Genomic DNA, 23,108 nt, shown 5'->3' with positions numbered 1-23,108 from the left:
TTCCTCCTTAACGGCTTGCAAATATTGATACGGTACTCTATTTTTCCCAGATAGTTCCACGCCTGAAGAGAGTCGACGTCAACATACACAAGGATTAAGGGCTTGATAAAATCAATTGGGCCTTGGCATAGTCGCATCATCGTTTTGCATGCGCCTGAATGCGCAATGCAAAATTCATGACAACCGCCGGAGGCTTATCTTCATTTGTCGAGTATAGGAACTCTCGCTAAAAAGTGAAATGTATCTCAACGCTTCAAAGATGGATCTCTATCTTAATGAAGATAAAAAAGCCCTTCGCTCACGTAAAAGCACATGAGGAAAGGCATGATTTCAAATGCAGCACCTTTCACTCTTATCGTCCAAGGTGTAAAACCTTGCCTCAGGTTTGGCACCTTCTCGTAGCTTGCACTACGCAGGTTGCCGGGCTTCATAGGGCCTGTCCCTCCGCCAGCTCGGGATAAGAGTATCCGTTCATGTAACCATGCTACGAAAAAGTTTTCACTTTGTCAAATCTTTTTGAGCTTAACTGCTTGAGTTTTGAATTAGTATAGATTATTATTCTTAATGTGTTATACTATTTACGGAATGTAATGATACCCATTTATATGGGATTAATACGCAAAGGACGGTACAAAACATATGATTTCTGCGAAGATCGAAAATGGACTAAATGAATTGCTTTCAGGAGCTAATGTCAATATCCAGCCTTCAGTGGCAGAGCTGATCGAGAAAGCTACTTCAAGAGGAGAAGCAAAGCTCTCTGCGGATGGTGCGCTATCTGCTGAAACCGGCAAGTATACAGGGCGCTCCCCTAAGGATAAATTCATTGTTGAGGAACCTTCTTCAAAAGACAAAATCGATTGGGGCAAAGTGAACCGGCCGATTTCTCAAGAAATTTTTGATTCATTATATACAAAAGTTATCAACCACTTGAAAGCGAAAGACGAATTATTCGTTTTCAAAGGATATGCAGGTGCGGATAAAGAATCGCAGCTTTCCATTCAAGTCGTCAATGAATTTGCATGGCAAAACTTATTTGTCCATAACTTATTCATCCGCCCGACTGAAGAAGAGCTTACTACACATGAGGCACAATTTACAATCTTATCGGCTCCTACTTTTAAAGCAGACCCAGCAGTCGACGGCACTGAATCCGAAACATTTATTATCGTTTCTCTCGAAAAACGCATCGTGCTAATCGGCGGAACTGAATATGCTGGAGAAATGAAAAAATCGATTTTCTCAGTAATGAACTACTTGCTGCCTGAGCACGGCATCCTGCCGATGCACTGTTCCGCTAACGTAGGAGAAGAAGGCGATGTCGCACTATTCTTCGGACTATCCGGTACAGGCAAAACGACGCTTTCTGCAGACGCGAAACGCAAATTGATTGGCGATGATGAGCATGGCTGGTCCGATAACGGCGTCTTTAACATCGAAGGCGGCTGCTATGCGAAATGCATCAACTTATCAAAAGAAAAAGAACCAGAAATTTTCGGTGCAATCCGTTTTGGCTCTGTGCTTGAAAACGTAGTTTTGGATGACAAAACACGAGTTCCTGATTATGATGATAATTCATTAACTGAAAACACGCGTGCTGCTTATCCAATCCATAATATCGAAAACATTGCAAAGCCGTCAATGGCTGGCCATCCGAAAACAATTGTGTTTTTAACTGCTGATGCATTCGGCGTGTTGCCCCCAATTTCTAAATTGACGAAAGAGCAAGCGATGTATCATTTCCTTAGCGGCTTCACTTCGAAATTAGCCGGCACTGAACGTGGGATTACTGCTCCTGAAGCAACCTTCTCAACTTGCTTCGGTTCTCCGTTCCTGCCGTTGCCTGCGACAGTATACGCAGAAATGTTAGGGCAAAAAATTGACGAGCATAATGCACAAGTGTTCCTTGTCAACACTGGCTGGACTGGCGGCGAATATGGCGTAGGTAAGCGTATGGAGCTCAAACATACTCGTACAATGGTAAATGCTGCAATCGCCGGACAATTGAACGATATTGAATTCGAAGTAAATGAAATTTTTGGCCTTGCTATGCCGAAAGCAATTGAAGGCGTTCCAAGCGAAGTTCTGAACCCTCGCAACGCTTGGAGCGATCCAGCAGCTTATGACAAAAAAGCAAAAGAACTCGCTCACCTTTTCCGTGAAAACTTCAAGAAATTTAAGTACGTTTCCGATGATTTCGTCCAAAAAGGCGGACCTATCGCTGAATAATATAAAAACACACATGGTGATCCTATCAATCCATGTGTGTTTTTTTCTTTACGTTCGATCCCAAAATCGTTGATGGGCAATTGCATTGACAAATTCATTTGCAAAGTTCGGATTGTTTTCTGCAAATACGACGCCATCCAAATTGTTTCTATCTGTTGTTTGTAAATATGAACGCCCCGATGCAGCGATACCAATCGGCTTATAATGTGTATAGGCAACTCTTACAAATTCCATAATGTCTTGCATAAATTTCATTTCGTTGTCTGACTCTCCTCCTACTACATAGAGCGCATCCAACAAATAAGGACTTGTCGTTAAAAATGTATTGGTAACTTCCATTACAGTACCATCTGAACCAGTAACTGTGCCTAATTTTTCGCTGACAATTTCAACGAAAACGCCGTACTGCTGCAATGTATTAAGAGTTGCTCTCACTTCATTCGCGTTAAATCCATCGCCAATCAATACACCGACTTTTAACGAATATGCATACTTTGGTGTGCTTGCCTGACTTAAAGAAGGGTATCTTGTTGAAACCGGTACATGCGTTCCATTTGGTCGCTCTACGCCAACATTATCCGCAACAATATTGGCCAACTCTTTATCGACATTCACTAAAATATCGGCACTTTGCTGGCGGACTGATTTGCTTCTACAACTTCCGATTTGATAGCTAAGCGCTTCGATCATATGCTGCTTTTCAATAGGCGTTAAACTATTCCAGAAAATCCTTGGCTGTGTAAAATAGTCATCGAATTTTTCACTGCGCTCCCGTGTGACACGCCCCTCCACTTTCATAGGGTAATGCTCATATCCCTCTTGTTCAGGCGGGGTTGTATACGGTGTATTGTTTTCTAAGGAGTTTCTATGGTAACTCGTTTCATCAACATCAATCCGATACCTCATGTATCCTTTTCGCTGATTATTATGGAATGGACAAACAGGTCGGTTAACTGGTAAATCCTCATAGTTTTTACTTCCCAAACGATGATATTGTGCACTCCGGTAAGCAATTAACCTTCCCTGTAAAACAGGATCATTTGAAAAGTCAATTCCAGGAACGACATTTGCTGGGTTGAATGCTACTTGTTCAAGCTCTGCAAACTCATTATCCACATTCCGATTTAACGTCATCTTGCCGATGATTTGGACAGGGATAAGCTCTTCAGGCCAAAATTTTGTAGAATCCAGAATATCAAAATCATATTTAAATTCATCTTCCATCGGAATTAACTGAACACCTAATTCATATTCTGCAAAAGCGCCTCGATCGATCGCCTCTCTTAAATCCCGACGATGATAATCGGGATCGATGCCGCCGATTTTCTGCGCCTCATCCATAAGCAAAGAATGCGACCCAAGTACAGGTTTCCAAACAAATCTTACAAATGTCGCGACCCCTTGATCATTGACAAATAGGTACGTATTAACAGACCAGGATTCCATCATCCGATAACTTCTAATAATGCCGCGATCTGACATAACCCATAACGTCATATGAAGTGCTTCGGGGTTATTCGCAACGTAATCCCAGAAGGTATCATGCGCACCCGATGCTTGTGGCATACCCGTTCTCGGTTCTGGTTGATAGGCATGCATAACGTCAGGAAATTTCATCGCATCCTGGTTAATTAAAACAGGGAACGAAATCATCGTCATATCATAATTTCCTTCTTCTGTATAAAACTTAACACCTAAGCAACGCAAATCCCGTGCTGTATCCTTTGAACCTTTACTTCCCTGTACCGTAGAGAATCGGACGATCAAAGGTGTTTTTTTGCCAGCCTCCTGCAGAAATCCTGCCTTCGTATACTGTTTCATTGACTGATAGCATTCAAATTCTCCATAAGCCCCATATCCTCTTGCATGGACCTTTCTTTCCGGTATTTCTTCACGGACAAAAGATGTCATTTTCTCAAAATAATAAACATCCTCCAACAATCCAGGTCCCCGTTTACCGGCCGTTAAAATCCTCTCATCATCCGAAACTTTTCTTGATGCATTTGTCGTCATTGGGTTTCCTGCGTTTACTACACGATATTCGTCCAATTGTTCTTGTTTCTTATTTTGATCAACATTTTCAAAATTGTTATCCATTTTCACTCACCTTTCCACACATTAGGTCTTCCCCAACTATATATATGTGTGGCGGAAATGATAGGTTACCCAATTAGTAGTCTACATCGCTTAGAGGATTATTTGCGAGTCCAGTAATAGTACTCCAATCCATTATAAATACATGCAATTGTTAATATACAAAGTAATAGGCTTTGTATGTAAAAAAGAACCAATTACGAAAATAAGTAATTGATTCTTTGCATTGTATTTTATTTTACATTACTTGCGATCCCAAAAGCGTTGCTGGGCGATAGCGTTAATGAATTCATTTGCAAATTCAGGTCGATCTTTCGCAAAAACTACGCCATGTAAATTGTTTTTCTCTGTCGTTTCTATATACGAACCTCCTGATGTAGCAACGCCAATCGGCTTATAATGTGTATAGGCAACTCTTACATAATTTAAAATATCCTGTTCGAATTTTTCTTCATATGTCCCTTTGCCACCTACAACGTAAATTGCGTCAAGCAAATAAGGGCTCGTCGTTAGAAATGTTTGAGTAACTTTTAGCTCTGTTCCATCTGAACCGGTGACTACACCTAATCGCTCACTAACAATTTCAACAAATACACCGCCTTGTTGCAATGTATTTAAGGTTGCTTGAACTTCACTCGCATCAAATCCGTTGCCAATTAACACCCCAACTTTTAACGTATATGCTGATTTCGGTGTACTCGTCTGGCTAAGTGAAGGATAGCTTGTCGATACTTGGACATGCGTCCCTGTTGGTCGCTCTACCCCAATATTGTCTGCAATGACAGTCGCAAGTTCCTGATCAACATTGGCTAATAAATTGACATTTTGCTGTCGAACGGATTCACTTTTCACTTTCCCAAGTTGGTAACTAAACGCTTGGATTGTATGCTGCTTTTCAACAGGTGACAAACTGTTCCAAAAAATTCTCGGCTGTGAAAAGAAATCATTAAATGATTCACTTCGGCCTCGAATGACATGCCCCTCCACTTTTTTAGGATAATGGACATAACCGCCTTCTTCTGGTTTCGATGTATGAGGCGTGTTATTCGCCAGTGAATTATTATGGTAATTCACTTGGTCTACATCAATTCGCATCCTCATATAGCCTCTTCGTGTATTATTATGAAACGGGCAAAGTGGACGGTTTACAGGCAATTCATCGTAATTGGCACTGCCAAGTCGATGCTGTTGTGTATCCCTATACGTTAGTAGCCTTCCTTGCAGCACCGGGTCGTTAGAAAAACCAATTCCTGGCACGACATTGGCAGGGTTAAAGGCTACTTGCTCCAATTCTGCGAAGTAGTTGTCGACATTCCTATTTAATGTCATTTTGCCGATTAGTTGAACTGGAACAACTTCCTCTGGCCAAAACTTGGCAGGATCGAGCACATCAAAATCATATTTGAATTCATCTTCCATCGGGATCAATTGGACACCCAATTCGTATTCAGGATACGCTCCACGGTCAATCGCCTCCCGAAGATCCCTTCTATGATAATCAGGATCCAGTCCGCCAATTTTGAGCGCTTCATCGTGAAGCAAGGAATGGACGCCTAAAACAGGCTTCCAAACAAATCTGACGAAAGTGGCAATTCCTTCATCGTTTATAAATAAATACGTATTAATTGACCAAGATTCCATCACTCGATAATTTTTAATAACGCCTCTATCGGACATGATCCACGTCACCATATGGATTGATTCCGGATTATTGGCAACGAAATCCCAAAACCTGTCATGTGCTCCTGTCGCTGTCGGTATACCATCGTCTTGCTTATTTTGGTATGCATGCATTGAGTCTGGGAACTTCATCGGGTCTTGAATGATCAACACTGGCATAGCAATCGTTGTAAGATCATAATTCCCTTCTTCTGTATACATCTTAACACCGAGACAGCGCAAATCTCTCGCTGTATCATAAGACCCTTTAGCTCCTTGCACCGTGGAAAACCGACATAGTAAAGGCGTCTTTTTCCCCGGTTCCGATAAAAATTTTGCACTCGTAAATTGGCTCATTGATTGGTAGCACTCAAACTCACCGTATGCGCCATATCCTCTAGCATGTACGACTCTTTCCGGTATTTCTTCATGGTTAAAATGGGACATCTTCTCTAAGAACCAATAATCCTCATGAAGAGATGGACCGCGCACACCTGCTTTTATAGTCTCCTGGTCATTTGAAATTTTTCTTCCTTCGTTAGTTGTCATCGGCTTGCCTGTGTTTTGTACACGGTACTGATCCAATTGCTCTTGTTTGCTATTGTTATTTTCCATGTTCAATCACCTCTCTTCTATAAGGTTTACCCTAACTAAGTAATCTATACTTGGAGATACATTTCCTGTTAGTTATCAATAAAAAATCCTTATGGGAGAGATTCCCATAAGGATTTAAAGATTTACTTGTTCTTTCATCCATATACATAGGTCACGGACAATTTGTGCATTATGCTGAGCTGGAAAATGATGTGTATAGTCGGGGAAATACCATGTATAATACGGCTTATCATTTTCTCTCAACGAATTCTCTAAAAGGATTGCCTGTTCGAAAGAAACATGTTCATCCTTCATGCCGTGAATAATCAAAAGAGGTGCTTCAATTTCATTTATACGAAATAAAGCCGTCCGTTCACGATAGGCGTCCGGCATATTATTAGGTGTTCCGCCAATCACTCTTTTCATCATCCGTCGCATGTCTTTTCGTTCGTTATATGTAAACACGACATCGGACATCCCTGCCCATATGACAACCGAACAAACATCTTCACGGAGAATGGCCGTCCACAGTGCCATTAAGCCGCCTCTTGAGAAAGCATATAAATGAATTCTTTCTTTCTCAACGTTTGGATGCTGTTTCAGAACATCGACTGCGTTTACAGCATCTTGTCGATCTTCCCCAGCAAATTCGTCACGTCCCTCGCCACCGCGGTTGCCACGGTAATAAGGGGCAAAAACGATAAACCCTTGAGAGGCGAATTGCGCTATGCGGGATGGGCGTACCATACCAACATGCTGTATGCCTCCGCGCAAATAAACGATGCCTTCATACATTCCCTCTTCTACTGGTTCAGCTAACATGCCTTTCACCTTATAGCCATCGGACCAATACGTTATTTCTTCGAGGCGCACATGAGGATTTGGAGAAGGGTAATCCCGCCGATGCAAAATAGCGGCATTATGAATCATAGGCATTTACCCATTCCTTAATTTTTGCCATCCCTGCATCTTTCATATGGAAACTTAATTGATCGCAGTTGGATAGCTCTTCATCTGACATCCATAATGCCCCAGCAGTTTCATACAGCGTCGGGTCTTCTTCAATCTGGACTACTTTTCCAGTGAAAACCGCTTTGCAAAATGTCACATTGCTTATGACAACATATTCTGCAAATTTTACTAAGTCCGTAATATGGACACCCGTCTCTTCAATCGTTTCGCGAACTGCGGCCTCTTCGATTGATTCGCCCTCTTCCGCTTTGCCTCCTGGGAATTCGATGCCTCGAAGCAAATGTCGAGTCATAAGCCATTTTCCTTCATGTTTTAAAACGACAAGAACATGTCTTGCCTCCATTCCCATCGGATTATCGCCAAATGTTAGTTCCACTTTTGCGCCTTGTAAATCTTTGAACGTAGTAACCAACGACATCACGTCCTTTCAATCAATGAACCGTCCGGCATTCTTCTACAAAAGGCCTCACCTATGTAGCCATTCGATTAATCAATCACATAGAGAAGCCTTTTGCAGAATTTTTGAAGTGGACTAAAACAGTCAACTTTAACGTTTGGCCGGCTCTCTAAAATAGGGCAGCTGCTCAATGAACCTTTTCGATTCATCGTCTGTAAATTCATGGATTAAAGCATACAATTTCTTCGTTCTAAGATCAATATCATGGTTATCCCGATCATAGTGATAGGGCAAATAAGGCAATGTATGACCTCTGAGAAAATTCCTGAATTCCAATTTTCCTATTTGGGAAAATAATTGATGAAAGACCGGAAGAAACTCCTTGCTCATTTCTACTTCATATTCCCACGGGGCTGCATGCTTATGAGGATATACTTGTTGATTTTTAACAGAAACATACATTCTAACCTTGTCGTTCGCCATACAAAACCATCCTTTTTTAGGTAGTATGGCTTATCGCATTGAATCAATGCAGTATTTTTTTATTTCCCCTCATTTGCAATGCGTTCAACCGCGATTGCGACATTTGCATGTACATTCGGGTCAAGTGGATGAGGAACTAAATCACCAGGCTTTGTGCTATCGACAATCGCAAGCGCAGCTCCGATCAGCATTGGATAAGTAATCTCTTTCGCTTGTGCATTCAACGCTCCTCTGAAAATTCCAGGGAATCCTAATACATTGTTCACTTGACGTCCATCTGCTGCGTATGCTGCTCCAGCTTTCAAAGCAACTTCAGGTTTAATTTCAGCATTCGGGTTCGATAATGCTAAGATGATTTGACCTTCCCTTACCATTTCTGGTTTGATCAATCCCTCTACACCAGTTGTCGCTATGACAATATCACAAGTTTCCATGAGTTCTTCGATTGAATTTAAAATCGTTCCGCCATGCTTTTTCATTCTTTCAATAGCATCCGGATTCCGATCGACTCCACACATCTCTTTTACTCCATATGCCATGAGCATTCTGCTAATTGCAAGTCCTGCTGCCCCTAAACCGATTTGCCCTACGACAGATTGTGACAATTCAACATCTGTCTGTTTACATGCGTTCAACACGGATGCCAATGTAACAACAGCTGTCCCATGCTGATCATCATGCATGACAGGAATATCTAATTCCGCTTTCAGTCTTTCTTCGATTTCGAAGCAATGCGGCGATCCGATGTCTTCAAGCAAAATACCTCCGAAGCTTTGGTGAATATGTTTTACCGTCGCAACCACTTCATCTGGATCACTTGTATTCAATAAAATAGGAATCCCGCTAATTCCGGCAAATTGATCGAATAAGACGGATTTCCCTTCCATGACGGGCATTCCTGCCACTGGCCCAATGTTTCCCAATCCTAAAATCGCAGTGCCATCCGTAACAATCGCTACTGTATTTGAAATTCCAGTAAAATATTTTGCTTGCTCCGGGTCTTCTTGAATCACTTTACATACGTTTGCAACGCCTGGCGTGTACGCTCTTCTTAAATCGCCTAAAGAACGGATTTCAAACCTGCTTTTCATTTGAATTTTTCCGCCTTCATGCGCTTGCAATACATCGTCTGTTACGGCATGTACATGAATTCCATTGCCGATTGCATTAACGGCCTGAACAATCGTATGTAAATGCTCTTCGCTTTGGCATTGAATTGATATATCCCGTATTGTAGATAATGTCCCTACTTTTATTGTCTGGATATCTCCAATATCACCCTTCAATTCACCGATTGCCGCTGCCACTTTTGCAAAGTTCCCGGGCACTGAAGGCGTTTCAATAATTAAATTTCTAATAAACTGTATATCCGACATGCTATTTCCTCCTAAAAAATCCTCTTCCTATTCCCTACCCTATTTTACACCAATTAAAGGCCACAACAAAAAATAAGCACGCATTCCAACAGAGGAATACGTGCTCTCTTGCTAAATCCTAAGCCTTCAAATCAACAGTTTGACCTTTATGAGGATGGACCACTGCTTGAACAGATTGATTGTCCATGCCTTGTAACAAATCCGTTACTACATTGGCATTCATTGAAAGCGCTTTGTTCATGACACTCATTTGCACTGTAGATTGCAAGCTTCTGAGCTGGCTTGCCATCATTGCATTCAGTTCCATTTCCCATTCCTCCTCTCCATCCTTCTATCGGAGAGTTCGGTCATTTGTTAAGGATTATTGCATTATTTATTGTCTTCACCAAGAAATGCATTCAGCATCCATTGATGTTTTTCAATGCTTTGATAGATCGCATTCAATAAATCCTCTGTCATTTCGTCACCTTCATTGCCGGCTGTCTCCATTCCCTTTTTCAATGACTTCATAATCTTATCGAAGTCGTCCGCAATCGTCTTTACCATATCTTCAGCTTGCTCTTTGCCAGTTGCTTCTTCAACGACAGATTGCCTTAGATGCTCTTTTAATGTAGCTGTCGGTTTGCCGCCTAAAGTTAAAATCCTTTCAGCAATATCATCCATATGAGCGGTAGCTTCATTATATAGTTCTTCAAATTTTGCATGTAAAGTAAAAAATGCTTTTCCTTTCACGTACCAGTGATAATTATGTAGCTTTGTGTACATTACCGACCAAGTAGATACTTGGACATTTAATTCTTTCATTAACTCTGTCGACATTAAGTATTCCCCTTTTCGCTCGTATTTACCAGTTCGATGCTTCTCCCTGTTATTTTACCACCAAAACCAATAAACTAAACATAGAAGAACGTAAGGAGCTTTTTTATGAAAACTTTATTTATTGGCCTAATTAAGGGCTATCAAAAATTTATATCACCATTAACCCCTCCTTCATGCCGTTTTTACCCGACATGTTCACATTACGGAGTGGAAGCGATTCAAAAACATGGCGCATTAAAAGGCAGTTTATTAACAATACGCCGAATTTCGAAATGTCATCCTTTCCATGAAGGCGGTTATGACCCAGTACCAGAGAAATTTCCAAATAAAGATTAATTGTTCCCCTCTCACAACCGGCAAAACGTCCGGTTTTTCTTTTTGTTTGCTATTATAAGCAAGTTCTTGTATTATGGGAAAGCGATTCAATCGTAATGATTACTATTACGGAGGATAGTATATATGAAGAAAAACATTATTCTGCTGCTGCTCATCTTTTCATTAACCATATATCTAGTCGGTTGCAGTAAAAGCGAAAAAAAGCCTGAAAACAAAGGTGATAAGGCTACCGTTTATACAACTGTTTATCCACTTCAATATTTCACGGAACGGATCGGTGGAGAATATGTAGATGTGAAGTCGATCTACCCTGCTGGCGCTGATGAGCATTCTTTTGACCCTTCCCAAAAAGATATGATTGCACTTTCGGATGCGGACTTATTCTTTTATATCGGTTTAGGCCTTGAAGGCTTCGTAAATAAAGCTGAAAAAACGCTATCAACAGAACATGTTAAAATGGTTGCCGTTGCTGACAGCATTTCTGATGATCTATTGCAAGGAGACGAAGAAGAACATCAGGATCAGGAACATGACGAACATCATCACGAAAAAGATCCCCATGTATGGATTTCTCCAATTTTAAGTATTGAGCTTTCTTCAGCTATTAAAGAAACGTTAATCAATCAGATGCCTGAACATAAAGAGGATTTCGAGAAAAATTTTGATTTACTGGAAGACGATTTGATTGAATTGGACAATCGATTTAAAGAGATGGCACACAATGCCCCTAAAAAAACCTTTTTTGTGTCGCATGCCGCTTTCGGATATATTGCCAATGAATATGGCTTGCATCAAGTCGCAATTGCAGGATTGAATTCCCAGAGCGAACCGTCCCAAAAAGAACTGGCATCCATCGTTAAACAGGCAAAAGACCAAAACGTCCGTTATATTTTATTTGAACAAAATATTTCTTCTAAGCTAACGGAAGTAATCCGTAAAGAAATTGGCGCCGAATCATTAACATTGCACAATTTAGGAGTGTTAACGGAAGAAGACATTGCAAATGAAGAGAACTATTTCTCATTGATGGAACGAAATTTAAAAGTGTTTGAAAAAGCTCTTTCAAAATAATTGAAGGTCAAGTAAAGGACATAACGAGTTAAGATGTTATGTCCTTTTTGAATAGCAACAGCCATGCAAAAAAACGTTTATTAGAGCGGCCTTTTTCTGAAATGCTTCAATTCCCTTCTCATCAATTTATTAGAAGCGTTGCGTGGAAGCTCGTCAACTATATAAAACGATTTTGGCACTTTAAATTTTGCTAATCTTTCTAAACAAAACTTTTCAATTTCTTCTTTTTCAATCGGTTCTTTACAAACTAAAAAAGCGATTGGTACACTGCCCCATTTCTCATCTTCCTGCCCGCACACCCCAGCTTCCAATACGGATGGGTGGGAAACGAGTACATTTTCTATTTCGGCTGGATAAATGTTCTCTCCTCCAGAAATAATTAAATCAGAACGTCGATCTACAATATACAAATAGCCTTCATGATCCATATAACCGATATCCCCGGTAGGGAGCCAACCATCTTCTAACGGGTTTCGATCGGCAAACCTGCCGACATAGCCTGGTGTCACATGCGGTCCTGCAATCATTACTTCCCCATGCTGCATCGGCTTTTCGGCATCCCTTATTTTAATTTGATTAAAAAAGAGCGGTTTTCCAGCTGAGCCTATTTTTCTAAGTGCATCATCTGCGGATAATGTCGCTGTTTGTGAACTTGTTTCCGTCATCCCATATGTTTGCAAGACAGCTATGCCACGTTTTTCTGCACGCCTTAAATAATCGATCGGCAGCGGGCCCCCTCCAGCTAACATCGTTTGGAAATTAGGATGCGCGAACATTTCGCTTTTTTCCATTTCACGTAAAATACGATCCAAGCTATTTGCAACTACGGACATTCTTGTCACCGAGCCTTTTTGAATTTCCTCAGCCGCCTCGATCGCGTCGAACTTTTCATAGAGCCTAATGCCCATGCCATATAACAAGGACCTGACGATGATTGAAAATCCACTAATATGAAAAAGCGGTGTTGTACAAAGCCATACATCATTTTCCGAAAGGCCTAAATTCAAGACGGACGACAATGCATTGGATGTATGATTTCCTACAGTTTGCCGAACACCTTTCGGAAAACCTGTCGTACCCGATGTGTACATGATTGTAATGGTTTGTTCGGCTTTCCATGTATTGATTGGGGTAAAATCGATTTCCTCAGAAGAAGCAATAAATGAAAATAACAACTTTTTACGATCAATTGTTTGCAGCTTTTCCGCAAGTGAATCTTCAACAATAATGGCTTCTGCTTCAGAATCCAATAACTGATAAGCAATTTCCTTTTCAGACAATCTGCTATTGATCATGACAATTTCAATACTTCCTAATAGGCATCCGTGAATCATGAACATCATATGTGCATTGGATGGCCCCAAAAGCGCAACACGCGTACCTTCACGAAGTCCATTTGCATATAGCTTCCGAGCAATGCGCATTGCCTCATCATGCAATTCCTGAAATGTCCATTGCTGTTGTTCAAATGACAATGCCACTCTATCCGGCGTTAAATATGCCCTCTGTAACAACCAATTTGGAATCATAAAAACATCTCCTCTTTCCTAAGGAAAAACCGCCTTAGAAAAAGGCGGTTTTTCATGATTGATTAAGGGAAGCGTGGGAATTGACCGAAGTCCGGTTTGCGTTTCTCTTTGAACGCATCGCGTCCTTCTTTCGCTTCGTCAGTTGTATAGTAAAGAAGTGTTGCATCTCCTGCCATTTGTTGAAGACCAGCAAGTCCATCTGTATCTGCATTCATAGCTGCCTTGATGAAACGAAGTGCAGTCGGGCTCATCGCCAACATTTCCTCACACCATTTGACAGTTTCGTCTTCCAATTGTTCATAAGGAACGACTGTATTGACAAGACCCATATCAAGAGCTTGCTGTGCGTCGTATTGACGGCATAAATACCAAATTTCTCTCGCTTTCTTATGACCGATAATACGTGCCAAATAACCGGAACCATACCCCGCATCAAAAGAACCTACTTTAGGGCCTGTTTGTCCGAAACGGGCATTATCTGCAGCGATCGTCAAGTCACAAACAACATGCAATACATGTCCTCCGCCAATTGCGTAACCTGCTACCATCGCAACTACTGGTTTAGGAATGACACGGATTAGACGTTGAAGGTCCAATACGTTTAAACGTGGAATTTCATCATCCCCTACATAGCCGCCGTGTCCACGGACTTTTTGGTCGCCCCCTGAACAGAACGCCTTTTCTCCTTCGCCAGTCAAAATGATAACTCCAATGCTTTCATCGTCTCTTGCCCGAGAAAAAGCATCGATCATTTCCATAACTGTTTTTGGACGGAACGCATTGCGCACTTCAGGACGGTTGATCGTCACTTTTGCAATGCCGTTGTACTTCTCATATTTAATATCCTCATATGTACGGATTGTTTCCCATTGACGTGTCATGTTATTCCTCCTCAAATTTTTAAATCGTTCAGAAACTCCTCTACTATTGTAACAAATTGCTTAGGTTTTTCCACATGAATTGCATGTCCTGCATCTTCTACAATAGTATGCTGAAATAATGGTGCTTCTTTTTTCATTTCCCGGGCAATAGTTACAAACTTCTCATCCAATTGCCCTGTTATTAAAAGAACAGGTAGATGCAATGTATGCAAGTACTGCCAATTGGACTGTTGACTTCCAGTACCGTATCCTAACAAACTGTTCGCCAAGCCTTTTTCTCGCTGTTGCAACCGTTCGTTTCTAATTTGCTTTTTCGTTTCAGAGGAAAGGCGCTTCTGCGAATGAAATAAAGGAATATTCTCCCAAAGGTCAACAAAACTATGAATGCCTTCCTTAATGATTTTCTCAGATAGTTTTGCATCCGCTTTTCTTCTCTCAGCCCTTTGTTCCTCACTTTTTAAACCCGGTGAAGCGCTCTCTAATAGTAAGGAATTCAAGCTTTCAGAATGAGCAATAGCGTATGAGAGGGCAACGCGGCCCCCCATAGAATACCCTATTAAAGAAAACTTATCTAAGTCAATTTGCTTAAAGATGCAATGTAAATCCTCTACAATTTGCTCCATTGTGTAACGTGAAGGATCATCCGGCACAGAAGTTTTCCCGTGACCGATCAAATCAATGGCAATCGTTCTATATTGATGAGCTATTTTCGAACGGACTTCATTCCAAGTTGCAGTCGATCCTGTGAAGCCATGTAAAAATACGATCGAAGGTTGATCTTCTTTACCGCTTATTTCCACATAATAGTCTACTCCGCGAACTTTCAAAGAAATTTCATTCATTGCGATCAAGTCTTTCTATAATTTCAGTCCAATAAGCTCGATGAGTTTTTACATTTACTGGCCGACTTGTGAATACTTCTATGATTCGTATAGGTTTCGTTTTCTCTTTCTGCAGTTCATTCGAAAACTGGTCAGCATTCTGTACCGCCGTATATTGTGCATCATACATCGCAGCGATATGTTCGAACGTAAGCCCTGTCGGTGTTCCAAACAATTCTTCAAAATGATTCGGCACCGTTGCCTGTGACAAATATGAAAAAATACCTCCACCATCATTATTTAAAATGACGATTGTCAAATCAGTCTCTTGAAAACGAGAAATGGCTAATCCATTTACATCATGCAAAAAAGATAAATCTCCAATTAATAAAAACGAATTCCGTTTTCGAACAGCTTGTACACCAAATGCACTTGATACAACTCCATCAATGCCATTTGTTCCCCGATTGGCGAATAGCGCAATATCCTTATTTGTCTTGCTGAAAAATGTATCCACGTCACGAATTGGCATGCTGCTGCCAACAAAAACATCACTTTCCGAAGGCAATAATTCAAGCAGTCTTTTTACTATGATCCCCTCATCACCTAAGTCACCAGTATATTGAGCAGTTACTTCTGACGCAATTTCATTTGCGGAAATCCATAATTTTTTGTACGCAACATGTTCACTAGTTATTTTCAAATTGAATAGTGCTTCGGGAGCCGCTTGGATATGATGCGTCACAACACCAATCGAATCGCGGAATTCCGGAGATTCATCAACTGCTACAAAGACAGGTGGCTTAGCTTTGCTTAAAAACAAAGTTAAAGGCTTAGAAACTGGTTGGGCTCCAATTCGAATTACAGTATCGGGCACTGCACGGCCGCAAAAGGATTCACTTTTTAGAAGTGCATCATAATGTTCAATGCATAGATCCCTGCAATCTGCTGGCACATTCGATCTCAAATTGGAGAGCGGGTCACAAAGGATGGGCCATTGAAGGGACTTAGCGAAAGTCCAAAAGGCATCTTGATCGAAGCCGACCGGCAATTCACCTGCAATAAACAATCCTTTTTTCGTATTTGAAAGCAGGTCATTTAAACGGTTTACTTGTACTTCACTTAACCCTATTTTTCCTTTAACGCTTTCAACGAAAGTCGACGGAGCGATTTTCCTTTCAAAATCAATGAGCAATGGTTCTCGCAAAGGGACATTCAAATGAACCGGACCAGCAGGACTTGTCATCGCAGTTGAAACAGCTCTTTGAATATGTCGATCCAAGAAATCAGCTATTGCCGGATGCTCATCAGGCAACGGTAAGTCAACGCTGAATTTAACGTGTTTACCGTATAAATTCAATTGGTCAATTGCCTGCGGTGCTCCTACTCCCCTTAACTCGTGGGGACGATCTGCAGTGATTGCAATAAGTGGAATCTTAGCGTAATACGCTTCTGTTATTGCCGGATGATAGTTCGACGCAGCTGTTCCTGAAGTGCAAAGCAGGACGACCGGTTTATTTGATGCCTTTGCCATTCCTAATGCAAAATATGCAGCGGAGCGTTCATCGATCTGCATATAGGTTTTCAGAGCATTGGATGCTGCAAATGCATAAGCGAGTGGGGTGGAACGTGAGCCTGGACTTATAACAGCAGCCTCCACACCGGCGTTTAAAAGTGCGTTTGTCAATCGCAACACATGGTCTGTTAAAATTTTTTTATCATCCATTCAACTGTCCTCCAAGCGCGCGTAAAACTGGCCTGAACTTTACCCATGTCTCGTCATATTCATCTTCTGCATTTGAATCGGCTACAATGCCTCCACCTGCATATAAGTAAGCCTCTTTTCCATTAATTAACGCTGAACGCAAAGCCACTGCAAATTCACCATTTCCAGAGGAGTCTGTCCAACCGATTGGAGCTGCATAGTAGCCCCTGTCCATTCCTTCCTCTTGTCGAATTATCTCCATTGCAGCTGAAGTCGGGACTCCGCCTAACGCAGGTGTAGGATGAAGTGCCTTCACAAGTGTGAAAATATCACTTTCACTCGCTATTTCCCCTTCAACAGGTGTATATAAATGTTGGATATCTCTAATTTTCATCAACTTAGGATTTTTAGGGACAACTACTTGTTGGCAATGTGTACGGAACACTTTTGAAATCATTTCCACTACGTAATGATGTTCTTCCCTGTTTTTTGGATCAGCAAGTAAGGCTTCCCCTAATTGCTTGTCTTCTTCTGCTGAGTTGCCTCGTCGAATCGAGCCCGCAACACATGCTGAAAGGACTTTTCCATTCTTCATCTCAATTAAGCGTTCAGGTGTAGCACCAAAGAAAAGACAATCATTATGCTGCAATGCAAATTGATAACTCTCCTGTTGTTCATTTGAAATTGCATAAAGTGCTGCAACGGCGGACAGTTCTTGTTCAAAATGCAACACAAGACTCCTCGCAATGACGACTTTATCTGCCTTTCCGCTTTGAATAAGACTTGTAACATTATTGACAGCTTCTATATAACGATCTTTTCCCCGCTCCTCCATTGAAACGATCGGATTATCGTATTGGAATGAAAACTCCTTCACTTGAGCAAGATGGATTAAACGATCTCTTTCTTGCCGTAGCCATTCAAATTCCAAAGAAGCCTCCGGTTTATCCGTCACTAAATTAATCGATACGTATGATCTTCCATCTTCAATTTTCAGCTGAAAAGAAGGCACAGCAAAATAAGCAGAAGGGAATTGATTCCATTCCGATTGAAGTACTTGATTCGGATCATAAGAAAAACCGCCAAACAAGATTGGGGCAGCATCTTCCTCTTCCTTTATCAACGTATTGCATAAGCCGTTCCATTGGTTAGAAATATCCTTATATCGCTCTTCATGCAAGTCGCTTGTTAACGTAACAGCATGTCCTATGCCAACCAAAGTTAACGTCTGATCGGCATTTTGCCAATAAAAACGTTCCTCTTTATATTTTTGAAATCCCGCTTCAAAAAAAGCGAACGGCGACATCCTCCCAACCTCAATCGTTTCAGTAAAAAAACGAGTATAGGGAGAATTGATAGTATTTTTCATAGTATGGCTATCGGTCAACTTCCGACTCATTGTTTTCGCTCCTTATTATGTGTAAGTAAGAATAACTTTCTTATCTCTATTATACCGAAACATCGGAGTGATAGCATTTTTAATGCAAACGGGATACCTTAATCCCCGCTTTTGAAGTACAATGGTATATGCAATCAACCATGTAACGTCACGATTCTTTGGTGGCCAGTACATGGTTGAGCGGGAAGTCTAACCTTCCTCTGAATATGCGATTACAGCATGCTACTCGCTGCTTATAGAAAGTGGCATCTGCTGTATCAAGTTAAATGAGATAGGAGCGAAATAATTTGCAACAAACCATTAAAGCTGACACTGGATGGAGAATTTGGTGGCAGTTGACACGTCCACATACGTTGACTGCTGCGTTTGCCCCAGTATTTTTAGGTACAATGATTGCCTTAACGTACGGTGATGTACATTTCCTTTTATTTATTGCAATGCTATCAGCAAGCCTGCTCATTCAAATGGCTACCAATATGTTTAACGAATACTATGATTTCGTTAGAGGCCTGGATACAGAGCATTCAGTTGGTATAGGCGGAACAATTGTGCGAAATGGTGTCAAAGCAAAAACCGTCTTAAATATCGCACTTACATTCTACGCAATTGCCATCATAATCGGCGTGTATATTTGCATGCAAACCTCGTGGATGTTAGCTATCGTCGGTTTGATTTCCATGTTAATCGGTTACTTATATACCGGTGGCCCTTATCCGATTGCATACACTCCGTTTGGAGAATTGGTATCCGGTTTTGTAATGGGAATGCTGTTAATATTGATTGCTTTCTATATACAAACAGGAACCGTAACCACTGAAGCGGTCCTCATTTCTGTTCCAAGCATGCTTTTAGTCGCTGCAATTATGATGTCTAATAATATTCGCGATTTAGAGGGGGACAAGGAAGGTGGCAGAAAGACACTCGCGATTCTTGTAGGAAGAAACAACGCGATTTCCATCCTGTCTGCTTTCTTTATCGTCTCTTATTTATGGATTATCGTTCTAATTATAACTGGACAACTTACACCATGGTCTTTATTAGTATTCTTAAGCGTGGCGAAACCAATTAAAGCGATCGCTACTTTTCGCAAACATACTTTGCCTCTGGAAGTTATGCCTGCAATGAAAAATACAGCCGTTACAAACACATTGTTCGGATTACTATTAGGTATCGGGATCCTGATTGGCTATTTATTATAAAATATAAATTTCTAGTAGGCCGACGTTAATATAACGTCGGCTTTATTATGTTTTAAAACAGGTTTAAACAGGTCAACAAAAAGGGAATTGATAAACAAAATTGCTACGAATTATTGGATATGAACAACACCACCAATGTCCATACTAACGTCACTAATGAAAAGGATGTGCGAAGCATGTTATCAAATACACAAATAAACAACTTTAAAAATGAATTGTTGAAATTAAAGAAAGAATTAACAAAGACTGAAGAAGAATCAGATCTAAAAGGCAGCGCTCAAGATGAAGTAGGAGAATTATCGATGTATGACAATCATCCTGGCGACATGGGAACTGAATTATACGAGCGCCAAAAAGACCTAGCGCTAAATATACACGCTAATGATGAAGTAGAAAAGGTAGACATTGCCCTTCAGGCAATTCAGGACGGGACATATGGGAGATGTGAGATATGTGATGAGGAAATTCCTTTAGAACGATTAGAAGCAATTCCTTACGCCACACGATGCAAAGAACATACCACCGAGCAACAAATAGCACATGATCGTCCTTCAGAAAAGGACATATTGATCATGGCAAGACCGAATTCCTTTGCAGACCGACGCAAAGGCATCGCACGTGATAGTGAAGACAGTTTTCAGGAAATAGCGAAGTCAGGGACATCGGAAACACCATCAGACTTTACAGGGGATCATGATGACTATAATACTTTATATGATGATAAGATCATGGATGGCGCGGCGGAGGAAATGGAGGAATTTGTCAGCACGGACATTACTGGACAATCCCGCGGTTTCGTTAAATCCGAGATATCGGAAGAATATGAGGAAAGATTAGATGATGAAGGAATCGAATCTCCTCTCGGAGATATACCATATCATCGGAAAGACAGTTACCTAAATGACTAATATAAAAAAAGCGACATTCAATTTTGAATGTCGCTTTTTTCAATATGACCCCTACGGGATTCGAACCCGTGTTACCGCCGTGAAAGGGCGGTGTCTTAACCGCTTGACCAAGGGGCCAACAATATGGCGGAGAAGGAGGGATTCGAACCCTCGCGCCGCTTTCGCGACCTACGCCCTTAGCAGGGGCGCCTCTTGAGCCACTTGAGTACTTCCCCGTATAAAATTGGCTCCGCAGGTAGGACTCGAACCTACGACCGATCGGTTAACAGCCGATTGCTCTACCACTGAGCTACTGCGGAATATGGTGGGCCTAAGTGGACTCGAACCACCGACCTCACGCTTATCAGGCGTGCGCTCTAACCAGCTGAGCTATAGGCCCATGGAGCGGGTGAAGGGAATCGAACCCTCATCATCAGCTTGGAAGGCTGAGGTTTTACCACTAAACTACACCCGCAAAGAATGGTGGCTCAGGACGGAATCGAACCGCCGACACAAGGATTTTCAGTCCTTTGCTCTACCGACTGAGCTACTGAGCCACATAGGACTTGTAGAAGCATTATTTCTCTATCTACTTAAGAAATTCGCTATTCTTCAAATCAATAAGTTATGTAAAAAATAATAATGGCGGTCCCGACCGGGATCGAACCGGCGATCTCCTGCGTGACAGGCAGGCATGTTAACCGCTACACCACGGGACCTTTTGGTTGCGGGGGCAGGATTTGAACCTGCGACCTTCGGGTTATGAGCCCGACGAGCTACCACTGCTCCACCCCGCGATAATATTAGTTGTAAGATTTTAAAATCCTACGCATTCAGCTGTTTATGGGAGTTAGTTGAAATTTCCTTTTGGTAAATTTCACAAATCACATTCTGCGTTATGTGATTTGCTCTACCCCACGATAATATTAGTTGTAACTTTCGTATTTTCCTATATATTAACCACAATGATGAAAAGAATGGCGGAGGAAGAGGGATTCGAACCCCCGCGGGCTTTAACACCCCTGTCGGTTTTCAAGACCGATCCCTTCAGCCGGACTTGGGTATTCCTCCGTAAGAAATCTATTCAAGTAGTGGTGGACCTTGCAGGACTCGAACCTGCGACCGGACGGTTATGAGCCGTCTGCTCTAACCAACTGAGCTAAAGGTCCTTCAAGGATGGCGGCAGAGGGGATCGAACCCCCGACCTTACGGGTATGAACCGTACGCTCTAGCCAGCTGAGCTACGCCGCCGGGTAAAATATATTATATTGGTGGAGCCTAGCGGGATCGAACCGCTGACCTCCTGCGTGCAAGGCAGGCGCTCTCCCAGCTGAGCTAAGGCCCCATGAAGTGGTCGGGAAGACAGGATTCGAACCTGCGACCCCTTGGTCCCAAACCAAGTGCTCTACCAAGCTGAGCTACTTCCCGAACAAAACTTATTGGCGCGCCCGGCAGAAGTCGAATCCACAACCTTCTGATCCGTAGTCAGACGCTCTATCCAATTGAGCTACGGGCGCAAATTGCTTGATATATATATCTGGTGCCGAGAACCGGAATCGAACCGGTACGGTAGTCACCTACCGCAGGATTTTAAGTCCTGTGCGTCTGCCAGTTCCGCCACCCCGGCAATTGTATGGAGCGGAAGACGGGATTCGAACCCGCGACCCCGACCTTGGCAAGGTCGTATTCTACCACTGAACTACTTCCGCATTGAAAGTGCGGGTGAAGGGAGTCGAACCCCCACGCCTTACGGCACTAGATCCTAAGTCTAGCGTGTCTGCCAGTTCCACCACACCCGCATAGTAATTCAAAACAGTTAGTTAAAAATGGTGAGCCATACAGGATTCGAACCTGTGACCCTCTGATTAAAAGTCAGATGCTCTACCGACTGAGCTAATGGCTCGGTAGTGGTGCCGGCGAAAGGACTTGAACCCTCAACCTACTGATTACAAGTCAGTTGCTCTACCAATTGAGCTACACCGGCAATAAATCATTTGTTAGTGTTATGGTGGAGGATGACGGGCTCGAACCGCCGACCCCCTGCTTGTAAGGCAGGTGCTCTCCCAGCTGAGCTAATCCTCCGGGTTGAAATTGCGATAAGCTTCGAAATGCTGCGTCAGCTTCTTTCGATCTGTCAGTCACGTACAATTGTACGCTCCTTCCTACTCTCAATCGCTTCCATACATTCATTTATGTTCGCTCGTGTATTTCATTTTGTTGATAACTTGCATATGTAATGAATTGAAATGGTTTGCCTGGCGACGTCTTACTCTCACAGGGGGAAGCCCCCCACTACCATCAGCGCTGAAGAGCTTAACTTCCGTGTTCGGGATGGGAACGGGTGTGACCTCTTCGCCATCGTCACCAGACTATAGCTTGTCTTTCTTAAGGACAATACTTATTATATCAATTCTATTTAGTTTTGCAAGTACTTTTTTTGTTTTTTTAACCATTTTTGGAACGAATTTGTTCGTTCAAAACCGGATAAAACAGACATTGTACATCAATCAACCGAACAATTTATTCTTTGTCCAGCCTCAGCGGTCAAACGGTCGTCTCCGCTTTTCTTGTAGGTTAAGTCCTCGATCGATTAGTATCCGTCAGCTGCACGTGTCGCCACGCTTCCACCCCGGACCTATCAACCTCATCATCTTTGA

18 protein-coding genes, 20 tRNA genes, 2 rRNA genes and 1 riboswitch are annotated in these 23,108 nt (G+C 42.0%); of the genes, 5 read left to right on the top strand and 35 right to left on the bottom strand.

Annotated features, from left to right (window positions below; genetic code table 11):
* Positions 1-349: 349 nt before the first annotated feature.
* Positions 350-464, bottom strand: a riboswitch (SAM riboswitch).
* Between the two features lie 175 nt (positions 465-639).
* A complete protein-coding gene (gene pckA / locus WFH04_RS08345; RefSeq protein WP_336823593.1) occupies positions 640-2,229 on the top strand; it encodes a phosphoenolpyruvate carboxykinase (ATP) in 1,590 nt (529 codons plus the stop codon).
* A 48-nt stretch (positions 2,230-2,277) separates the two neighbouring features.
* On the opposite strand, the gene WFH04_RS08340 is transcribed toward pckA, so the two are convergent.
* From WFH04_RS08340 to WFH04_RS08305, 8 genes are all read right to left on the bottom strand, one after another.
* On the bottom strand, positions 2,278-4,326 hold the full coding sequence (locus WFH04_RS08340; RefSeq protein WP_336823592.1) for a catalase: 2,049 nt from the start codon (positions 4,324-4,326) through the stop codon (positions 2,278-2,280).
* Between the two features lie 240 nt (positions 4,327-4,566).
* Positions 4,567-6,597, bottom strand: coding sequence for a catalase (locus WFH04_RS08335; protein ID WP_336823591.1), 2,031 nt, complete (start codon positions 6,595-6,597; stop codon positions 4,567-4,569).
* Between the two features lie 114 nt (positions 6,598-6,711).
* Complete coding sequence (locus tag WFH04_RS08330) at positions 6,712-7,506, bottom strand: alpha/beta hydrolase family protein (RefSeq protein WP_336823639.1); 795 nt, start codon at positions 7,504-7,506, stop codon at positions 6,712-6,714.
* Positions 7,496-7,960 (bottom strand): NUDIX domain-containing protein, encoded by a 465-nt coding sequence (locus tag WFH04_RS08325; protein WP_336823590.1) that lies wholly within the window; start codon positions 7,958-7,960, stop codon positions 7,496-7,498. The genes WFH04_RS08330 and WFH04_RS08325 overlap by 11 nt, the downstream gene beginning before the upstream one ends.
* A 135-nt stretch (positions 7,961-8,095) precedes the next feature.
* Positions 8,096-8,428, bottom strand: a complete 333-nt coding sequence (locus tag WFH04_RS08320; RefSeq protein ID WP_336823589.1) for a transposase — start codon at positions 8,426-8,428, stop codon at positions 8,096-8,098.
* Between the two features lie 59 nt (positions 8,429-8,487).
* Entirely contained in the window at positions 8,488-9,804 is a 1,317-nt protein-coding gene (locus WFH04_RS08315) for an NAD-dependent malic enzyme (RefSeq protein WP_336823588.1), read from the bottom strand.
* A 118-nt stretch (positions 9,805-9,922) separates the two neighbouring features.
* Positions 9,923-10,111: a putative motility protein gene (locus tag WFH04_RS08310; RefSeq protein WP_336823587.1), complete on the bottom strand. Its 189-nt coding sequence runs from the start codon at positions 10,109-10,111 to the stop codon at positions 9,923-9,925.
* A 62-nt stretch (positions 10,112-10,173) separates the two neighbouring features.
* Positions 10,174-10,623, bottom strand: a complete 450-nt coding sequence (locus WFH04_RS08305; RefSeq protein WP_336823586.1) for a Dps family protein — start codon at positions 10,621-10,623, stop codon at positions 10,174-10,176.
* A gap of 105 nt (positions 10,624-10,728) precedes the next feature.
* On the opposite strand from WFH04_RS08305, the gene yidD reads away from it, so the two are divergent.
* A complete protein-coding gene (gene yidD / locus WFH04_RS08300; RefSeq protein WP_336823585.1) occupies positions 10,729-10,959 on the top strand; it encodes a membrane protein insertion efficiency factor YidD in 231 nt (76 codons plus the stop codon).
* 123 nt (positions 10,960-11,082) lie between these two features.
* Positions 11,083-12,030 (top strand): metal ABC transporter solute-binding protein, Zn/Mn family, encoded by a 948-nt coding sequence (locus WFH04_RS08295; RefSeq protein WP_336823584.1) that lies wholly within the window; start codon positions 11,083-11,085, stop codon positions 12,028-12,030.
* 80 nt (positions 12,031-12,110) lie between these two features.
* Here WFH04_RS08295 and WFH04_RS08290 read toward each other — a convergent pair whose 3' ends face one another.
* From WFH04_RS08290 to WFH04_RS08270, 5 genes are all read right to left on the bottom strand, one after another.
* Positions 12,111-13,559, bottom strand: a complete 1,449-nt coding sequence (locus WFH04_RS08290) for an o-succinylbenzoate--CoA ligase (protein WP_336823583.1) — start codon at positions 13,557-13,559, stop codon at positions 12,111-12,113.
* Positions 13,560-13,621: 62 nt separating this feature from the next.
* Complete coding sequence (gene menB, locus WFH04_RS08285) at positions 13,622-14,440, bottom strand: 1,4-dihydroxy-2-naphthoyl-CoA synthase (protein WP_336823582.1); 819 nt, start codon at positions 14,438-14,440, stop codon at positions 13,622-13,624.
* 11 nt (positions 14,441-14,451) lie between these two features.
* On the bottom strand, positions 14,452-15,282 hold the full coding sequence (menH, locus tag WFH04_RS08280) for a 2-succinyl-6-hydroxy-2,4-cyclohexadiene-1-carboxylate synthase (protein ID WP_336823581.1): 831 nt from the start codon (positions 15,280-15,282) through the stop codon (positions 14,452-14,454).
* Positions 15,275-16,987, bottom strand: coding sequence for a 2-succinyl-5-enolpyruvyl-6-hydroxy-3-cyclohexene-1-carboxylic-acid synthase (menD, locus tag WFH04_RS08275; RefSeq protein ID WP_336823580.1), 1,713 nt, complete (start codon positions 16,985-16,987; stop codon positions 15,275-15,277). The genes menH and menD overlap by 8 nt, the downstream gene beginning before the upstream one ends.
* A complete protein-coding gene (locus WFH04_RS08270; RefSeq protein WP_336823579.1) occupies positions 16,980-18,365 on the bottom strand; it encodes an isochorismate synthase in 1,386 nt (461 codons plus the stop codon). Before WFH04_RS08270 ends, menD begins: the two co-directional genes overlap by 8 nt.
* Positions 18,366-18,652: 287 nt before the next feature.
* Here WFH04_RS08270 and WFH04_RS08265 point away from each other — a divergent pair, with 287 nt between their 5' ends.
* Positions 18,653-19,564 carry a 1,4-dihydroxy-2-naphthoate polyprenyltransferase gene (locus WFH04_RS08265; protein ID WP_336823578.1) on the top strand — a complete coding sequence of 304 codons (912 nt, stop codon included), beginning with the start codon at positions 18,653-18,655 and terminating at the stop codon, positions 19,562-19,564.
* 176 nt (positions 19,565-19,740) lie between these two features.
* The gene (locus WFH04_RS08260) at positions 19,741-20,472 is read left to right on the top strand and encodes a TraR/DksA C4-type zinc finger protein (RefSeq protein WP_336823577.1); all 732 of its coding nucleotides are present in this window, start codon (positions 19,741-19,743) and stop codon (positions 20,470-20,472) included.
* Between the two features lie 45 nt (positions 20,473-20,517).
* Here WFH04_RS08260 and WFH04_RS08255 read toward each other — a convergent pair.
* From WFH04_RS08255 to WFH04_RS08150, 22 genes are all read right to left on the bottom strand, one after another.
* Positions 20,518-20,589 (bottom strand) — tRNA-Glu (locus tag WFH04_RS08255).
* Positions 20,590-20,596: 7 nt separating this feature from the next.
* Positions 20,597-20,687 (bottom strand) — tRNA-Ser (locus WFH04_RS08250).
* Between the two features lie 9 nt (positions 20,688-20,696).
* Positions 20,697-20,771 (bottom strand) — tRNA-Asn (locus tag WFH04_RS08245).
* Positions 20,772-20,774: 3 nt separating this feature from the next.
* Positions 20,775-20,851: transfer RNA gene (locus tag WFH04_RS08240), tRNA-Ile, on the bottom strand.
* A gap of 1 nt (position 20,852) precedes the next feature.
* Positions 20,853-20,926: transfer RNA gene (locus WFH04_RS08235), tRNA-Gly, on the bottom strand.
* Positions 20,927-20,932: 6 nt separating this feature from the next.
* A tRNA-Phe gene (locus WFH04_RS08230) sits at positions 20,933-21,008 on the bottom strand.
* An 86-nt stretch (positions 21,009-21,094) separates the two neighbouring features.
* A tRNA-Asp gene (locus WFH04_RS08225) sits at positions 21,095-21,170 on the bottom strand.
* Between the two features lie 3 nt (positions 21,171-21,173).
* Positions 21,174-21,248, bottom strand: a tRNA-Met gene (locus WFH04_RS08220).
* Positions 21,249-21,429: 181 nt separating this feature from the next.
* Positions 21,430-21,522 (bottom strand) — tRNA-Ser (locus WFH04_RS08215).
* A 21-nt stretch (positions 21,523-21,543) separates the two neighbouring features.
* Positions 21,544-21,620 (bottom strand) — tRNA-Ile (locus tag WFH04_RS08210).
* Positions 21,621-21,628: 8 nt separating this feature from the next.
* Positions 21,629-21,702, bottom strand: a tRNA-Met gene (locus WFH04_RS08205).
* Positions 21,703-21,720: 18 nt separating this feature from the next.
* Positions 21,721-21,796: transfer RNA gene (locus tag WFH04_RS08200), tRNA-Ala, on the bottom strand.
* 6 nt (positions 21,797-21,802) lie between these two features.
* Positions 21,803-21,879 (bottom strand) — tRNA-Pro (locus WFH04_RS08195).
* A gap of 12 nt (positions 21,880-21,891) precedes the next feature.
* Positions 21,892-21,968 (bottom strand) — tRNA-Arg (locus WFH04_RS08190).
* Between the two features lie 21 nt (positions 21,969-21,989).
* A tRNA-Leu gene (locus tag WFH04_RS08185) sits at positions 21,990-22,078 on the bottom strand.
* Positions 22,079-22,085: 7 nt separating this feature from the next.
* Positions 22,086-22,160 (bottom strand) — tRNA-Gly (locus WFH04_RS08180).
* Positions 22,161-22,168: 8 nt separating this feature from the next.
* Positions 22,169-22,250 (bottom strand) — tRNA-Leu (locus tag WFH04_RS08175).
* Positions 22,251-22,278: 28 nt separating this feature from the next.
* Positions 22,279-22,354, bottom strand: a tRNA-Lys gene (locus tag WFH04_RS08170).
* A gap of 5 nt (positions 22,355-22,359) precedes the next feature.
* Positions 22,360-22,435 (bottom strand) — tRNA-Thr (locus WFH04_RS08165).
* 22 nt (positions 22,436-22,457) lie between these two features.
* Positions 22,458-22,533: transfer RNA gene (locus WFH04_RS08160), tRNA-Val, on the bottom strand.
* A gap of 171 nt (positions 22,534-22,704) precedes the next feature.
* Positions 22,705-22,820, bottom strand: a 5S ribosomal RNA gene (rrf, locus tag WFH04_RS08155).
* Between the two features lie 201 nt (positions 22,821-23,021).
* Positions 23,022-23,108: ribosomal RNA gene (locus tag WFH04_RS08150) — 23S ribosomal RNA — on the bottom strand; the annotation flags it as partial.

The organism is Sporosarcina sp. USHLN248 (assembly GCF_037144575.1).
In the GTDB taxonomy this organism is placed as follows: domain Bacteria; phylum Bacillota; class Bacilli; order Bacillales_A; family Planococcaceae; genus Sporosarcina; species Sporosarcina contaminans.
Note: the sequence above shows the minus strand (reverse complement) of the source record. Positions and strands in the feature narration are given on the sequence as shown.

Bases quoted from the DNA above. Each gene is read 5' to 3' on its own strand.
- pckA (WP_336823593.1), top strand. From the start codon at position 640: ATGATTTCTGCGAAGATCGAAAATGGACTAAATGAATTGCTTTCAGGA.
- WFH04_RS08340 (WP_336823592.1), bottom strand. From the start codon at position 4,326: ATGGATAACAATTTTGAAAATGTTGATCAAAATAAGAAACAAGAACAA.
- WFH04_RS08335 (WP_336823591.1), bottom strand. From the start codon at position 6,597: ATGGAAAATAACAATAGCAAACAAGAGCAATTGGATCAGTACCGTGTA.
- WFH04_RS08330 (WP_336823639.1), bottom strand. From the start codon at position 7,506: ATGATTCATAATGCCGCTATTTTGCATCGGCGGGATTACCCTTCTCCA.
- WFH04_RS08320 (WP_336823589.1), bottom strand. From the start codon at position 8,428: ATGGCGAACGACAAGGTTAGAATGTATGTTTCTGTTAAAAATCAACAA.
- WFH04_RS08315 (WP_336823588.1), bottom strand. From the start codon at position 9,804: ATGTCGGATATACAGTTTATTAGAAATTTAATTATTGAAACGCCTTCA.
- WFH04_RS08310 (WP_336823587.1), bottom strand. From the start codon at position 10,111: ATGGAACTGAATGCAATGATGGCAAGCCAGCTCAGAAGCTTGCAATCT.
- WFH04_RS08305 (WP_336823586.1), bottom strand. From the start codon at position 10,623: ATGTCGACAGAGTTAATGAAAGAATTAAATGTCCAAGTATCTACTTGG.
- yidD (WP_336823585.1), top strand. From the start codon at position 10,729: ATGAAAACTTTATTTATTGGCCTAATTAAGGGCTATCAAAAATTTATA.
- WFH04_RS08295 (WP_336823584.1), top strand. From the start codon at position 11,083: ATGAAGAAAAACATTATTCTGCTGCTGCTCATCTTTTCATTAACCATA.
- WFH04_RS08290 (WP_336823583.1), bottom strand. From the start codon at position 13,559: ATGATTCCAAATTGGTTGTTACAGAGGGCATATTTAACGCCGGATAGA.
- menB (WP_336823582.1), bottom strand. From the start codon at position 14,440: ATGACACGTCAATGGGAAACAATCCGTACATATGAGGATATTAAATAT.
- menH (WP_336823581.1), bottom strand. From the start codon at position 15,282: ATGAATGAAATTTCTTTGAAAGTTCGCGGAGTAGACTATTATGTGGAA.
- menD (WP_336823580.1), bottom strand. From the start codon at position 16,987: ATGGATGATAAAAAAATTTTAACAGACCATGTGTTGCGATTGACAAAC.
- WFH04_RS08270 (WP_336823579.1), bottom strand. From the start codon at position 18,365: ATGAGTCGGAAGTTGACCGATAGCCATACTATGAAAAATACTATCAAT.
- WFH04_RS08260 (WP_336823577.1), top strand. From the start codon at position 19,741: ATGTTATCAAATACACAAATAAACAACTTTAAAAATGAATTGTTGAAA.